General features: G+C 73.3%; 15 protein-coding genes. 5 read left to right on the plus strand and 10 right to left on the minus strand.

The features are described 5' to 3' along the window. Window positions 1–3: 3 nt before the first annotated feature. The 3 genes from ABZ780_RS13635 (at window position 4) to ABZ780_RS13645 (ending at window position 2,652) form a co-directional block, all read left to right on the plus strand. Window positions 4–495: a DUF3145 domain-containing protein gene (locus ABZ780_RS13635; protein WP_357011811.1), complete on the plus strand. Its 492-nt coding sequence runs from the start codon at window positions 4–6 to the stop codon at window positions 493–495. 85 nt (window positions 496–580) lie between these two features. Beyond that, window positions 581–2,314: a glycoside hydrolase family 3 N-terminal domain-containing protein gene (locus ABZ780_RS13640; protein ID WP_357486103.1), complete on the plus strand. Its 1,734-nt coding sequence runs from the start codon at window positions 581–583 to the stop codon at window positions 2,312–2,314. 119 nt (window positions 2,315–2,433) lie between these two features. Continuing rightward, window positions 2,434–2,652, plus strand: coding sequence for a hypothetical protein (locus ABZ780_RS13645; protein WP_357486105.1), 219 nt, complete (start codon window positions 2,434–2,436; stop codon window positions 2,650–2,652). Between the two features lie 82 nt (window positions 2,653–2,734). Here ABZ780_RS13645 and fabF read toward each other — a convergent pair whose 3' ends face one another. The 8 genes from fabF to ABZ780_RS13685 all read right to left on the minus strand — a co-directional run bounded on the left by fabF (window position 2,735) and on the right by ABZ780_RS13685 (window position 10,404). Continuing rightward, entirely contained in the window at window positions 2,735–3,961 is a 1,227-nt protein-coding gene (fabF, locus tag ABZ780_RS13650; protein ID WP_357011817.1) for a beta-ketoacyl-ACP synthase II, read from the minus strand. A gap of 2 nt (window positions 3,962–3,963) precedes the next feature. Further along, entirely contained in the window at window positions 3,964–4,203 is a 240-nt protein-coding gene (locus ABZ780_RS13655) for an acyl carrier protein (protein ID WP_357486107.1), read from the minus strand. A gap of 84 nt (window positions 4,204–4,287) precedes the next feature. Continuing rightward, window positions 4,288–5,232: a beta-ketoacyl-ACP synthase III gene (locus ABZ780_RS13660; RefSeq protein ID WP_357011819.1), complete on the minus strand. Its 945-nt coding sequence runs from the start codon at window positions 5,230–5,232 to the stop codon at window positions 4,288–4,290. Then, window positions 5,229–6,185, minus strand: a complete 957-nt coding sequence (locus ABZ780_RS13665; RefSeq protein ID WP_357486108.1) for an ACP S-malonyltransferase — start codon at window positions 6,183–6,185, stop codon at window positions 5,229–5,231. Before ABZ780_RS13665 ends, ABZ780_RS13660 begins: the two co-directional genes overlap by 4 nt. A gap of 78 nt (window positions 6,186–6,263) precedes the next feature. Continuing rightward, window positions 6,264–7,565 (minus strand): helix-turn-helix domain-containing protein, encoded by a 1,302-nt coding sequence (locus ABZ780_RS13670; protein ID WP_357011823.1) that lies wholly within the window; start codon window positions 7,563–7,565, stop codon window positions 6,264–6,266. Between the two features lie 11 nt (window positions 7,566–7,576). Continuing rightward, complete coding sequence (locus ABZ780_RS13675) at window positions 7,577–8,425, minus strand: septum formation family protein (RefSeq protein WP_357486110.1); 849 nt, start codon at window positions 8,423–8,425, stop codon at window positions 7,577–7,579. A 96-nt stretch (window positions 8,426–8,521) separates the two neighbouring features. After that, window positions 8,522–9,208, minus strand: a complete 687-nt coding sequence (locus tag ABZ780_RS13680; RefSeq protein ID WP_357486112.1) for a response regulator transcription factor — start codon at window positions 9,206–9,208, stop codon at window positions 8,522–8,524. Further along, window positions 9,205–10,404, minus strand: a complete 1,200-nt coding sequence (locus ABZ780_RS13685) for a histidine kinase (RefSeq protein WP_357486114.1) — start codon at window positions 10,402–10,404, stop codon at window positions 9,205–9,207. The genes ABZ780_RS13680 and ABZ780_RS13685 overlap by 4 nt, the downstream gene beginning before the upstream one ends. Before the next feature lie 209 nt (window positions 10,405–10,613). On the opposite strand from ABZ780_RS13685, the gene ABZ780_RS13690 reads away from it, so the two are divergent. Then, complete coding sequence (locus ABZ780_RS13690; protein WP_357486115.1) at window positions 10,614–10,949, plus strand: hypothetical protein; 336 nt, start codon at window positions 10,614–10,616, stop codon at window positions 10,947–10,949. 69 nt (window positions 10,950–11,018) lie between these two features. Here the strand turns inward: ABZ780_RS13690 and ABZ780_RS13695 are convergent, their stop codons facing one another. Further along, a complete protein-coding gene (locus tag ABZ780_RS13695; protein WP_357486117.1) occupies window positions 11,019–11,672 on the minus strand; it encodes a hypothetical protein in 654 nt (217 codons plus the stop codon). A 240-nt stretch (window positions 11,673–11,912) separates the two neighbouring features. On the opposite strand from ABZ780_RS13695, the gene ABZ780_RS13700 reads away from it, so the two are divergent. Next, window positions 11,913–12,527 (plus strand): copper resistance CopC family protein, encoded by a 615-nt coding sequence (locus ABZ780_RS13700; RefSeq protein ID WP_357486119.1) that lies wholly within the window; start codon window positions 11,913–11,915, stop codon window positions 12,525–12,527. A gap of 65 nt (window positions 12,528–12,592) precedes the next feature. Here ABZ780_RS13700 and gltX read toward each other — a convergent pair whose 3' ends face one another. Further along, window positions 12,593–13,990, minus strand: a complete 1,398-nt coding sequence (gene gltX / locus ABZ780_RS13705; RefSeq protein WP_357486401.1) for a glutamate--tRNA ligase — start codon at window positions 13,988–13,990, stop codon at window positions 12,593–12,595. Window positions 13,991–14,041 lie beyond the last annotated feature (51 nt).

Here is a 14,041-nt window from a genome sequence, read left to right on the forward strand (position 1 = left end):
ACCGTGCCAACGCGTGGCGTCGTATACGTCCACTCGACCCCGCTCGCCGTGTGCTCGCACGTCGAGTGGGCGATCGCGCGCGTCCTAGCCGCGCCGGTCAACCTGCAGTGGACGGCTCAGCCCGTCGATCCCGGCGCACGCCGGGCCGAGTGCGGGTGGACCGGGCGTCCCGGGACGGGCGCCGAGCTGGCTGCTGCCCTTCGGCAGTGGCCCATGATCCGTTTCGAGGTCACCGAGGAGCCGAGTCCCGGCGCCGACGGTGAGCGCTACATGTACGTGCCGGCCCGTGGCCTGTTCCGGGCCACCGTCGGCGCGGCCGGTGACATCCAGCTCGGCGAGGACCGGCTGCGGGCGCTGATGGCCTCCGCCCGGGCCCCGGAGGCGCTGTCGCACGCCCTCGACAAGGCGCTGGGCACCGCCTGGGACGATGACCTGGAGCCCTACCGGTACGCCGGTGACGGCGCGCCGGTGACTTTGCTCACCCGAGTCGGCTGACCGGGCCGCCATCCTGGCGCTCACCTGGTCGTGTCCGCGCCGACCGGTAAGGTCAAGTTGCCCCGATAAGGGGGAAGCTGGTGGGATGGGTGGCGTGCCGATTCGCCCGCGACGCGCCGGCATCGCCGTCGCCGCCCTGACTGCCCTGCTCGTCTCCGGCTGCTCGGGTGCCCCGGAACGCCCCGACCCGACGCCCAGCCCGGCGGGCACCTCGGCCGCCCCGAGCACCCCTGCCGCTACGACGGGCACCGACCCGGCCGCCCGCGCCGCCGCGCTGGTCGCCACGCTCTCGGACGAGGACCTCGTCGGTCAGGTGCTGATGCCGTACGCCTACGGCGACTCGGCGACGAAGGTCTCACCCGGCTCGGCGGCCGGCAACCAGGCACTGGCCGGCGTCGACACCCCCGCCCAGATGATCGCCAAGTACCGGCTCGGCGGGCTGATCCTGGTCGGCTTCAGCGCCGACGACCCGACCAAGGGCAACCAGGAGACCACAAACGTCGACAACCCCAAGCAGGTGCACGAGCTGACCGGCGGGCTGCGCGACGCCGCGGGCCGGCTGGCCGCCGGCCCGGCGCCCTTCCTGGTCGGCACCGACCAGGAGTACGGCGTGGTGACCCGCGTCACCGACGGCGTCACGCTGCTGCCCAGCGCCCTCGCGGCCGGGGCGGCCGGCAACCCGACGCTGACCGAGAACGCCTGGCGGGCCGCCGGCACCGAGCTCGCCGCGATGGGGATCAACGTCGACTTCGCCCCGGTCGCCGACGTGCTGGCGACCCGCAGCACGGTCATCGGCTCCCGCTCGTACGGCGCCGACCCGAAGGTCGCCGCCGCGCAGGTCGGCGGCGCCGTCCGGGGTCTGCAGGCCGGTGGCGTCGCGGCCACCCTGAAGCACTTCCCGGGGCACGGCCACAGCGCCGACGACTCGCACCAGGACCTGCCCGTGCTCACCCAGTCCGCCGAGGCGCTGCACAGCGGCGCGTGGCCGCCGTTCACCGCCGGGATCGAGGCCGGCGCCATGGCCGTGATGTCCGGCCACCTGGACGTGCGGGCCATCGACCCGGGCACCCCGGCGACGTTCTCGCACAAGCTGCTCACCGACGTGCTGCGGGGTCAGCTCGGCTTCAAGGGTGTGGTGATCACCGACGGGATGAACATGCCGCCGGCGAAGCGCTGGGCCCCCGGCGAGGCCGCCGTCCGGGCGCTGAACGCGGGCAACGACCTGATCCTGATGACCCCGAACGTCGGCCAGGCGTACGACGGGTTGCTCGCCGCGCTGCGCGGTGGGTCGCTGCCCCGGACCCGCCTGGTCGAGGCGGTCACCCGGGTGCTGACCATGAAGTTCCGGCTCGCCGACGCCCCGGCCGCGCAGATGTCCACGCTCAACTCTCCCGCGCACCGGGCGGCGGCGGACGCGCTGGCCGCCGGTGCCGTCACCGTGCTGCGCGGCGCCTGCGGCAAGGCGGTACCCGGTCCGGTGACCGTCACCTCCTCCGGCGGCCGGGACGGCACCCGGGCGGCGCTGACCGCCGCGCTGACCGCTGCCGGCGTGACCGTGAAGGCGAGCGGCGGCACGGTGGTGCACCTGGTCGGCTACGGCGACGGCGCAGGCGACCTGCGCGCCGACGCGGCGGTCACCGTCGCCATGGACACCCCGTACGTGCTGGCCGGTGCGGCGTCGCCGACGCTGCTGGCGACGTACTCCTCCAGCAAGGCGTCGATGACCGCGCTGGCGGCCGTGCTGGCCGGCAAGGCCCGCCCCGGCGGCCGGTCCCCGGTTGCCGTGCCCGGCCTGCCCGCCACCACCTGCGGCACCTGACAGCCCACCACCCGCGGCATCTGGTCGGCCGCCGGCGGGCGGTCCCGGCCCGGCTGTCGCCGCCGTGCGTCGGGGAAATCGCCTCGCGCCGGGCCGTCCCGGCCTGGCAACCTCGGGCCATGGCAACGGCAAAAGGCTTCCGGTACGACCAGCGTGCCGACGGCACGGTGGTGATCACGCATCACGGCCGGGTGGCGGGCACACTGCGCGGCGGCCGGGCGGCGGAGTTCCTCGCCGAGGTCGACGACGACCCGCAGTTGGTGATGGCCCGCTGGACCGGCAACTACCGCCGGGGCAACGAGCGCACCGCCAAGCAGCACCCCCGCAACCGGTCCTGAACGGCAAAAGGGCCCCTTCGAGAAGGGGCCCTTTCTGACGTGCGCGCCGCGGTCCGGCGGAGGTGGCTCCGCGGCGGTGGCCTCAGGCTCGCGTGAAGACGAGAGCCACGTTGTGGCCGCCGAAGCCGAACGCGTTGTTCAACGCGGCCGGGATCTCCATGTGGCGGGCCTTCTGGGTGGCCACGTCCAGGGTGAGGCCGTCGTCCGGGTCGTCCAGGTTGATCGTCGGCGGGACGACACCGTCGCGGATGGCGAGGATCGTGGCGATCGACTCCAGCGCGCCGGCCGCACCGAGCAGGTGGCCGGTCATCGACTTGGTCGCCGCCAGCACCGGGTGATCGCCGAGCGCCTTGTGCAGCGCGCCGATCTCCAGCATGTCGCCGACGGGGGTCGACGTGGCATGCGCGTTGACGTGCACGATGTCCTGCCTGGCGACGTCCGCGTCCGCGATCGCTTTGGCGATGGCACGGATGGCGCCCTCACCCTCGGCGTGCGGCTGCACGATGTCGTACGCGTCGGAGGTGATGCCCGAGCCGGCGAGGCGCGCGTACACCCGGGCGCCCCGGGCGGCGGCGTGCTCCGCCCGTTCCAGCACCACGACGCCAGCGCCCTCGCCGAGGACGAAGCCGTCACGGCCCTTGTCCCACGGGCGGGAGGCCCGCTCCGGGTCGTCGTTGCGGGTCGACATGGCCCGCATCGAGCTGAATCCGGCGATCGGCAGAGGGTGGATGACCGCCTCGGTGCCGCCCGCCACCACCACGTCGGCCCGGCCGGAGCGGATGATGTCCAGCCCCAGCGCGATCGCCTCGGCACCCGTGGCGCAGGCGCTGGCCACTGTGTGCACGCCGGCCTTGGCGCCCAGCTCCAGCCCGACCCAGGCGGCCGGGCCGTTCGGCATCAGCATCGGGATGGTGTGCGGGGAGACCCGCCGCGGCCCGGATGCCTCCAGGATGTCGTCCTGGGCGAGCAGGGTGGTGGCGCCGCCGATGCCGGAGCCGATGCTGACGGCGAGCCGCTCCCCGTCGAGGCCGGAGTCGGCCAGGCCGGCGTCCGCCCACGCCTGCTGCGCGGCGATGATGGCGATCGCCTCGGAGCGGTCCAGCCGGCGCAGCCGGACGCGGTCCAGGACCTCCGACGGATCCACGGCCAGCTGCGCGGCAATCCGGACGGGCAGTTGCGCGGCCCACTCCTGGGTGAGGGCACTCACCCCGGAGCGGCCGGCAAGCATGGCGTCCCAGGTCGACGCGACGTCCCCGCCGAGCGGGGTCGTCGCGCCGAGCCCGGTGACGACGACGTCAGGACGACTCATGATCAGGCCTGCGCCTCGATGTAGCTGACGGCGTCCCCGACGGTCTTGAGGTTCTGCACCTCGTTGTCCGGGATCTTGACGCCGAACTTCTCCTCGGCCGCCACCACGACCTCCACCATGGAGAGCGAGTCGACATCGAGGTCGTCGGTGAAGGACTTCCCCTCGGCCACGTCGTCCGGGTTCACCCCGGCAACCTCTTCGAGGATCTCGGCGAGGCCGGTGGTGATCTCGTCACGGGTCATTGCGGTTGGTTCCTCTCATAGGGGATCTCCGGCGGCCGGCGTCGCCGACCGCCGCTCCTCGACGCGTACGCGCCCGAGGGGGTTTCAGGGGCAGCGGACGACCTGACCGGCGTAGGTCAGACCGCCGCCGAAGCCGAACAGCAGCACCGGGGCACCCGAGGGCACCTCCCGCCGCTCGACCAGCTTGGACAGGGCCAGCGGCACGCTCGCCGCCGAGGTGTTGCCCGACTCCACCATGTCCTTCGCGATGATCGCGTTCGGGATGTTGAGTCGCTTGGCGATGCCGTCGATGATCCGGCCATTGGCCTGATGCGGCACGAACGCGGCCAGCTCCGACGGGTCGACCCCGGCGCGCTCGCACGCCTGCAGGGCCAGCGGCGCCAGCGCGGTGGTGGCCCAGCGGAACACCGACTGCCCCTCCTGCTGGATGTACGGGCGCCAGCCCTCGATGCGGACCGCGTCGCCCTTCTCCGGCACCGAACCCCAGACCACCGGGCCGATGCCGGCGGGCTCGTCGTCGGCCGTGGCGGTGACCACCGCGGCACCGGCGCCGTCGCCGAAGATGATGCAGGTGGAGCGGTCGGTCCAGTCGGTGAAGTCGGAGAGCTTCTCCGCGCCGATGACGATGGCGTTGCGGGACGCCCCGGCCCGGATGGCGTGGTCGACGGTGCCCAGCGCGTAGGCGAAGCCGGAGCAGGCGGTGTTGACGTCGTACGCGCCCGGCGCGCCGATGCCCAGCTTCGCGGCGACGCGGCAGGCCACGTTGGGGCTGCGGTCGATCGACGAGCAGGTGGCGACCACGACCAGGTCGATGTCGGCGGCACTCAGGCCGGAGTTGGCCAGCGCCTTGCCGGCGGCGGCGGCGGCCATGTCGGCCACGGTCTCACTGTCGGCGATCCGTCGGGTGACGATGCCGACCCGGTCCCGGATCCACTCGTCGCTGGTGTCGACGAGCTGGGCGATGTCGTCGTTGGTCACCACCCGCGAGGGCTGGTAGTGCCCCATCGAGACGATGCGACTGCCGGTCATGAATGTCCTCCGATGGGGGCGAGCGGTTGGCCCGGCGTGCCGTGCCGGGCGATCAGATCCCGCGCGGCCGGTAGGTCGTCCGGCGTGTTCAGGGTGACGATCTCGGGCGCGCCGTCGCCCTTGAGCTCCCGCTTCACCAGGCCGGCGAGGGTGCCGGCCGGAGGCAGCTCGATCACCCCGGTCACACCGAGGTCGGCCAGGGTGCGCATGCACAGGTCCCAGCGGACCGGGGCGGTGACCTGGCGGACCAGGCGCTGCACCATGACCCGCCCGTCGGTGACCGCCGTGCCGTCGAGGTTCGACAGCAGGGTCCGCTCCGGGGCGGCGGGGGTGATCCCCTCGGCCACCGAGGCCAGCGCGGTCTCGGCCGGGGCCATGTACGGGGTGTGGAACGCGCCCGCCACCTGGAGCCGGATGACGCGGGCCTTCGACGGTCGCTCGGCGGCGAGCTTGTCCAGGCCGTCCAGCGCGCCGGCGGCGACGATCTGACCGGCGCCGTTGCGGTTGGCCGGGTACAGCCCGTTCGCCTCGATCGCGGCGAGCACCTCGTCCGGGTCCCCACCGAGCACGGCCGCCATCCCGGTCGGCTCCAGCGCGCACGCCGCGGCCATTTCCCGGCCCCGCACACCGGCGAGGGTGATCGCCGTCTCGGCCGACAGCACCCCGGCCAGCGCCGCGGCGCCCAGCTCGCCGACGCTGTGCCCGGCGGTCAGCGCCACGTCGTGCAGCGGCAGGTGCTCGGCGGCGAGCAGCGCGGCGGCGACGAGCAGCGGCTGGGTGCGGGCGGTGTCCTTGATCTCGTCGGCGTCGGCGTCAGTGCCCAGGTGCACCAGGTCGACCCCGGCCAACGCGGACCACCACCGCAGGCGTGCCTCGGTGCCGGTCAGGTCGAGCCAGGGGGTCAGGAAGCCGGGTTTCTGGGAACCCTGGCCGGGACTAAGTACGGCGAGCACGCCTATGACTCTTCCGGATACACGTAAGGAACGCTGTGCCGGCCCGGACCAAACCGCACTAGGACCTTTGGAGGTTTCCTACAAAGATCGGCCGGGATCATCACTGGTTTGGGTGGATTTCCGGGCGGCCGGGGTCAATGTCTGGGTCGGTACGGACGAGGCGATCGGGACCACCGGATCCAGCCGGCCGACAGTCAACGCCACCTGCAGCGCGAACGCGTCCCGGGGCGACAGGGGTGAGAAGCCGGTCACCTCGGCGATGCGGCGCAGCCGGTACCGCACCGTGTTCGGGTGCACGAACAGCGCCCGCGCGGCGCTTTCCAGCGTGCCACCGGCGGCGAGGAAGGCGTCCAGGGTCTCCAGCAGCTCGCCACCGGCGCGGACCAGCGTCGCGTACACGTCATGACGTAGCTGACGACGCGCCTCCGCGTCCCCGGCGAGGGCGCGCTCCGGCAACAGGTCGTCGGCCGGCACCGGCCGCGGGGCCGCCGGCCACGCCAGCGCCGCCCGGAAACCGGCCAACGCGGCCCGCGCCGACGACGTCGCCTCGTCCAGACTGGGCACCGCCGGACCGACCACCACCGGGCCGTCCCCGAACGCGTCCAGCAGCTTGCCCGCCGCGCTCAGCGGGTCCGCCGCGCCGCCCAGCACGATCACCAGCCGGTCGCCGTGCACACCGCCGATCACCTCGACGTCGATCCGGCGGGCCAGCCGGTAGACGACGTGCAGCACCGCCGAAACCTCCCCACCAGGGGAACGACCGACCGCCACCGCGACCGGCGGCGCGTCCGCCCACCCCAGCGCGGCCGCCCGGCTGGCCAGCACGTCCGGCGAGTCACCACGCAGCAGGGCGTCGACCAGCAGCGCCTGCAACCTCGCGTCCCAGGCGCCGCGTGACTCGGCGGCCCGCGCGTACACCCGGGCGGCCGAGAAGGCGATCTCCCGGGAGAAGCGCAGCACCGCCTCGCGCAGCTGCTGCTCCTCACCCTCGACAGCCAGCTGCGACACCTGCTCCTCGACCACGTCGATGGTCACCTTGATCAGCGCCACGGTCTGCTGAAGGGTGATCGACCGGGCCAGCGCCAGCGGCGCGGTGGCGAAGACCTCGTCGGAGACCTCCTGCGTGCTGTCCGCCGTGCCGCCGCCGTCGCGCAGCCACTCGACCAGCGACCGGGCGCCGGCCTGGGCGACCAGCATCACCCAGGAGCGCTGGTCGGCCGGCAGGGCGCGGAACCACGGCAGCGTCTCGTCCATCCGGGCCACGCTGGCAGTGGCCAACGCCCCCGCCGAACGCTCGATCCGGCGCAGCGTGGCCGACAACTCTCCACCGCCGGGCGCACTCACCGCCCTAGCCTGACATGTCGTGAGCAGGCCATCCACGTCGGCACCGGTCAACGGGCCGCAGCGAGGCCGGTACGGCCGACACCCTTCAGCGACGTGTTGATCGGCCGATCAGGGCTGTAGAGGAAGCACCAGACGCCGGGCGTGCCCGCCAGCCACTCGGGCTCGCCCTCCGGCAGCAACGCGAACACGTCGAGCCGGCCGTCCAGGTCTCCCTCTGACACCCCGACGTACCCGGAGATGGTCGACCGGCACCCCGCGTCCAGGACCTCGTCGGTGATCTCCTCGACCTCCGGTTCGGCCCACCAGATCCCGGCGAACTCGGTGGCGTGTGGCCCGGAGCAGGAGGCGGGCGGTAGGTCGACGGTGTCGCCGGACTCGGCCGGCTCGGTGAAACAGGTGTACCGCAGCGGCGAATCACCGGTCAGTCCGTTGCGCAGGCTGTTCGCCCGGGGGTTCGGGAACCACCGGTCCACCGCATGCATCTCCAGCAGGTCGCAGCGGTACCACCGCTCACCCGCCTTCCACCGCGCCGCCGACGGGGTCAGCGCCCGCATCGCCAGCCGCGACTCGCGCCACTCGCCGCCCAGGAAGCGGGCAGCCTCGGCGTCGCAGGATTCGTACACCCGCCAGATCCCCTCGGTGTCGGCTGCCGGCGGCGCCTTGGCGGCGGCGTCCGCGCCGTCGAACCGGCCGACCAGGAACGTCTCCACCTCGTGCTTCGAAGAGCAGGGGATCGGTGTGTACGACGTGGGGCTGCGCTCGTCGGAGGCGGTGGCGTGGCACACCCCCGCCTCGGGAGTGAAGCTAGAGGGCTTCTCCTCGGCGAGAACGCCGTCGCAACCGCCCGTTCCTACGGTCAGCGCCACAAGGACCGTCGTCCCCCACCACCGTCGCACGTCGTCTCCATTTCGGCAGCCGTCATCGGCATCGATGGCGCGCAGCGTACGGCAGCCAGGCCGCCCGTCGCCGTCCCGAGCGGGCCGGCCCCGGGCTCAGGGTTGCGGGGGAGTGGGCAGGCCCAACTCCTGGGCCAGGATCGCGGCCTGCACCCGGCTGCGTAGGTCCAGCTTCGCCAGGATCCGGCTCACGTGCGTCTTGGTGGTGCTCTCCGCCAGCACCAGCCGGTCGGCGATCTGCTGGTTGGACAGCCCCAGCCCGAGACAGGCCAGCACGTCACGTTCGCGCGGGGTCAGCGTCTCCAGAGCGGCCCGGGTGCCCGTCGACGCGCCCGGCGCGGTGGCTGCGAAGGCCGCGATCAGCCGACGGGTCACCGTGGGGGCGATGAACCCCTCGCCGCGCGCCACGGTGTGCACCGCCGCGACCAGTCCCGCCGCGTCGGTGTCCTTGAGCAGGAACCCGGCCGCACCGGCGCGGAGCGCACCGAAGACGTACTCGTCGAGGTCGAAGGTGGTCAGCACCAGCACGTCGGCGAGCCGGTCGGCGACGATCGCCCGGGTCGCGGCGATGCCGTCGCGGCGGGGCATCCGGATGTCCAGCACCGCCACGTCGGGGCGTGACTCCCGGCACAGTCGGACCGCCTCGTCGCCGTCGCCCGCCTCGCCGACCACCTCGATGCCCGGCGACCCGGCCAGGATCAGGGCCAGTCCCGCCCGTACCGCCGGCTGGTCGTCCGCGAGCACCACCCGTACCGGCGCTGCCGCGTCGCCCGGCCCGGTCATCCGCCGACCCCGGTGGGCAGCGCGGCCCGGACCTGCCAGCGGCCGTCGTGCGGCCCGGCGGTGAACCGGCCGGCCAGCAGCGTCGCGCGTTCCCGCATCCCGATCAGCCCGGCCCCGGCGCCCGGCACTCCGGCCCCGCTCCGGCGCACCGGGTTCTCCACCGTCAGCACCACCTCCGCCGGCCGGTACGCGATGGTCAGCTCCGCCTCGCCCGTGCCGTGCTTGAGCGCGTTGGTCAGCGACTCCTGCACGATCCGGTACGCGGCGAGATCCACCCCCACGGGCAGCGTGCCCGGCGTGCCGTCGGTGTGGACCCGCACCACGAGGCCGGCGGCCCGGATCCGCTCGATCAGCCCGTCCGCCTCGGCGAGCCGCGCCGTCACCGCCTCGGGCAGCGATCCACCGACCGGGGTCCGCTCGCCACCGGCATCCGGCTCGCGCAGCACTTCGATCATCTGCCGCATCTCCGCCAGGCCCTGCACGCTGCTCTCCCGGATCACCCGCAACGCCGACTCGACCTGGCCGCGCTTGAGACCGGGCACGGACAGCACCGCGGTGGCGTGGATGGCCACCGCGCTGAGGTGGTTGGCGACCACGTCGTGCAACTCCCGGGCCATCCGGGCGCGTTCGTCGCTGACCGCCTGCCGGCGGTCCAGCTCGACCAGCCGGGCGGTCTGCTCGGCGCGCGCCCGTTCGGCGGCTGCCTGGTCGCGGTACTGCCGCACGCTGATCCCGGTCAGCACCGGCAGCAGCCCGGCCAGCACCACCGGCACCCCGACGGCGACCCCCCGCCACTGGCCGAAACCGAGGACGCCGACCACCGCGCCGATCAGGCTCAGGGCCACGGTGATCCGCAGCAGCCACCGCCACAGCCGGGGCGGGCCGTACACGCAGGCGTCGTAGAGCACCTGCGTGTAGACCACGACCGTGCCCAGCGAGTTGCCCAGCGCCGTGTCCACCAGGAGCGCCCCGGTCCCCACGGCCAGGCTGGTGCGTGGCGCGACCCGACGAAGGCCGACGGCCACACACATCACCAGCAGCGGCGGCAGGAACAGCGCGGGCGGCACGTCCGGGTGCGGGACGATCTGCGGCTGCATGCCCAGGCCGTACAGCACCAGGCCGCCGGCGAGCGACGCGCCGGCCAGCGTCAGGTCCCGGCCGGGCGTGCCGGAACCGAGCCAGGGTGGCGGTCGCATGCCCCGATCCCATCACAACGTCGCCCCCGGCAACTCCGACCGGGGGAGGAGCCCGCCGACCCCGGCATGCGCCGAAAGGGGTACGTCGAGGGTACCGAGCTGGCTGACCCCCGGGTACGCCGTGCACGGGCCGTCGGTCCCGGCCAGTACGGTGACAGGGCACGTCGGGGGGAGCACCCGCACGTGAGTGCGAGCGTGAGGAGACCGGGATGGCGCACGGGGAGGCCGAGCACGGCTGCGCCCAGGGTGAGCCCTGCCGGCCGGGGCACCACGACCCGCAGGCGACTGGCAAGCCCCGCCGGCCGGTCGGCGGGTTGCCGGCACACCCGGCGGAGTCGACCGGTGGCCGCCCTGCCGAGCGGGCTGACGACGACCTGGCGGTGCCGCGCCAGCGGGCCGGTGAGCCGGCGCTGCCCGACGAGCCCGACGACGACGCCGGCTGCCGCAGTGACCTGCCCGGGTGGGCTGGGGCGCACCGGCACGGCCCGGTTCGGCCACGACAGCGGGCTACCCGCCGGGAGCGGCCACCGCGCCGCTGGTGCTGACCGCACGGTCGATGGGCGGCAGCTAGCGTGCGGTCGCCGCACGGGACACGTGCGGCGACTCCGGGTGGGTCAGCGGGTCCGGCGACGGATCAGCAGGGCGATGCCGGCGAGACCGACCGTGATGGTCAACATCACCGCGACGTTGAGCAGCAGCAGTCGCTGCAACTCGCCGAGTGCCTTGTCGATGTCCCGGGCGGGGTCGAGAGTGTCCTCCGGGAGCACCCGCTCGCCGCCACCCACGCCGCCGCTGACCGTGTCGAACTGCCGTTCCAGCGGCACTCCGGCGGTGCGCAGCGTTTCGGACATGCTGAGCCGGCCGAGGAACCAGCCGGCGCTGGTCTTGCGGCCGTCCGGCTGCTTCGCCGGCCGGTAGACGCGAGGCCCGCCGACAGCCTTCGGATAGAGGTCGTACGTCTGCTTCGGCGTCTCCCCGGCGAGCACCACGACCGTGAACTTCGGGCCGAGGTTGGCCGCCTTCGGGCCGGTCGACTGGCCGGTACGACCAAGGAAGTTGACCTGGTCGATGACCGCGACCACGTGGGCGGGCTGCGTGTCCGACCGCAGCCGCAGCGGCTCGGACAGCCCTTCGCCGGTGACGTCCACTCCGGCGGGCGCGGCTGGCTTCGGCGCGGCGGTGGCCGGGCCGGCGGTGCCGAGCGCCAGCAGTGCCGCCGCCAGCGTGCCCGCCAGCACGGCCAGCGACCGTCTCATCTGTCGGACCATCCCGCCTCCTCGCCCCGTTCGATGGATGGCTTCGTTGTGATGTCCGGACCGGTAGGCCGGTGAGCTCACCGGCCGGGCGGTCGTGCCCACTCACAGACTCCGCAGAACGTCGATGATTTGCAGCTTGTGGAACAGTAATTGGAACTATCTGCGATCTCTGCTCGACTAATGAGGAGCGGTTTTGATCAGCGGGCGGATCGTACCCTTACGGAGGGGTTCATGGGGGGCAGGGTTACACGTTTGGCGCGGGTCGTGCCAGTGGTGCTCGGCGTGGCGTTCGGTGTGTCGTTGCTGGCCCCGGCGCTGCCGGCCGCCGCGCACAACTCGCTGACCGGCAGCGATCCGCGCGACGGTGCCCGGGTGGCCACCGCGCCGGCCCGGATCGAGCTTCGGTTCCTGGCCAGACCGGCCCCGGCCACCACGAAGATCACAATAACGGGACCGGACAATGTGGTCGCTGATGGGTCGCCCACCTTCGACGGCAGCCGCGTGCGTGTGCCGTTCAAGCCGGCTGCCGCAGGGCTCTACATCGTCGGTTACCAACTCGCGTCCGCCGACGGACATCCGGTCAAGGGCGAGGTGCGTTTCACGCTGACCACCGGCACGGCCGCCGACCCGTCCGCGACCGCCGGTGGCACCACCCCGACGGCTGCTGCGGCGGGTCCGACCGCCACCACCGGGTCGCCGTCGCCGGTCGCCACCGCGACCGTCGACGCGACTCCGGCGGGCGGCGCGGTGCCGGCCTCCCAGGAGGGCAGTCAGTTGCGCGGCTGGCTGTGGACGATCGGGGCGGCTCTGCTGGTGGGCACGCTCGTGATCGGACTGCAGCGCCGGTACCGAGCGCGGCGCCGCTGAGCCGCCGGGCGCCAGCCTGACTGGCGGCCGGCGGCGGAGACGGCGCGGGAGTCGGTGGTAGAGGGTCAGACCAGGCGGAGCCGGGCGGCGCGCATCCGGGTCAGGGTGCGCTCACGACCGAGCACCTCCAGCGACTCGAACAGCGGCAGGCCCACGGTGCGGCCGGTGACCGCGACCCGGACCGGCGCCTGCGTCTTGCCGAGCTTGAGGCCGCGTTCGGCGCCGACGGCCTCCAGCGTCGACTTCAACGACTCGGCGTCCCAGGGCTCCAGCGCCTCGAACGCCGCGATGGCGGCGTCCAGCAGGTCGGCGGAGCCGTCCTTCATGGTCTTGGTCCAGGCCGCCTCGTCGATCAGCGGCGAGGCCAGGAAGAGGAAGTCGACGTTCGGGACGATCTCGCTGAGGACCGCGAGCCGGGTCTGGGCCAGCGGCGCGACGGCGGCGAACGCGTCGGCGTCGAACTCCTCGGGCTGCCACGGCGGCGGCGCGATCGTCCCCGTGCCGGTCAGCCACGGCTGGCAGGCGTCGATGAACTCGGGCACCGGCAGCGCGCGAATGTACTCACCGTTGAACGCGCGCAGCTTCTTCTCGTCGAAGAACGCGGGGGAGGGGTTGACCTCGTCCAGCCGGAACTCGTCCTCGATGACCGACCAGGGGACAATCTCCCGGTCGCCCGAGGGCGCCCAGCCGAGCAGCATCAGGTAGTTGCGCATCGCAGCGGCGAGGTAGCCCTCCTCGCGGTACGCCTCCAGAGCCACCTTGTCCCGGCGCTTGGAGAGCTTCTGGCGCTTCTCGTTGACCACCACGGGCACGTGCGCCCAGACCGGCGGCTTGACACCGAGGGCGTCCCAGAGCAACTGCTGCTTGGGCGTGTTGGGCAGGTGCTCCTCGGCCCGGATCACGTGGGTGATCCCCATGGTCATGTCATCGACGACGTTGGCCAGCAGGAAGACCGGCGAGCCGTCGCCCCGGGCGATGACGAAGTCCTCGATGAGCTTGTTCTCGAAGGTGGGCTCGCCGCGGATCAGGTCGACGACCACTGTCGCGCCCTCGTCGGGCGTACGGAAGCGCAGCGCCCGCCCCTCGCCGGGGGTGAGGCCGAGGTCGCGGTGGTAGCCGTCGTAGCCCTGGTACTGCGAGCCGGTACGCGCCTGCACGTCCTCGCGGGTGCAGTCGCAGTAGTAGGCGCGGCCGGACTCGTAGAGCCGGGCGGCGGCGGCGCGGTGCTCGCCGGCGTTCTCCGACTGGAAGTACGGTCCCTCGTAGCTGCCCCGGGAGATGCCGATCCAGTCCAGCGCGGTGAGGATGCCCTCGGTCCACTCGGGCTTGTTGCGCGCCGCGTCCGTGTCCTCGATGCGCAGCACGAACACCCCGCCCTGCTGCTTGGCGTAGATCCAGTTCTGCAGCGCCGAGCGGGCGCCGCCGACGTGGAACATACCGGTCGGGGAGGGGGCGAAGCGCACACGTACCGTCACGTCCCCCAGCCTACGGCGGCCCGCCATCGCGTTACGCCA

The organism is Micromonospora sp. NPDC047467 (assembly GCF_040643095.1).
Taxonomy (GTDB): Bacteria; Actinomycetota; Actinomycetes; order Mycobacteriales; family Micromonosporaceae; genus Micromonospora.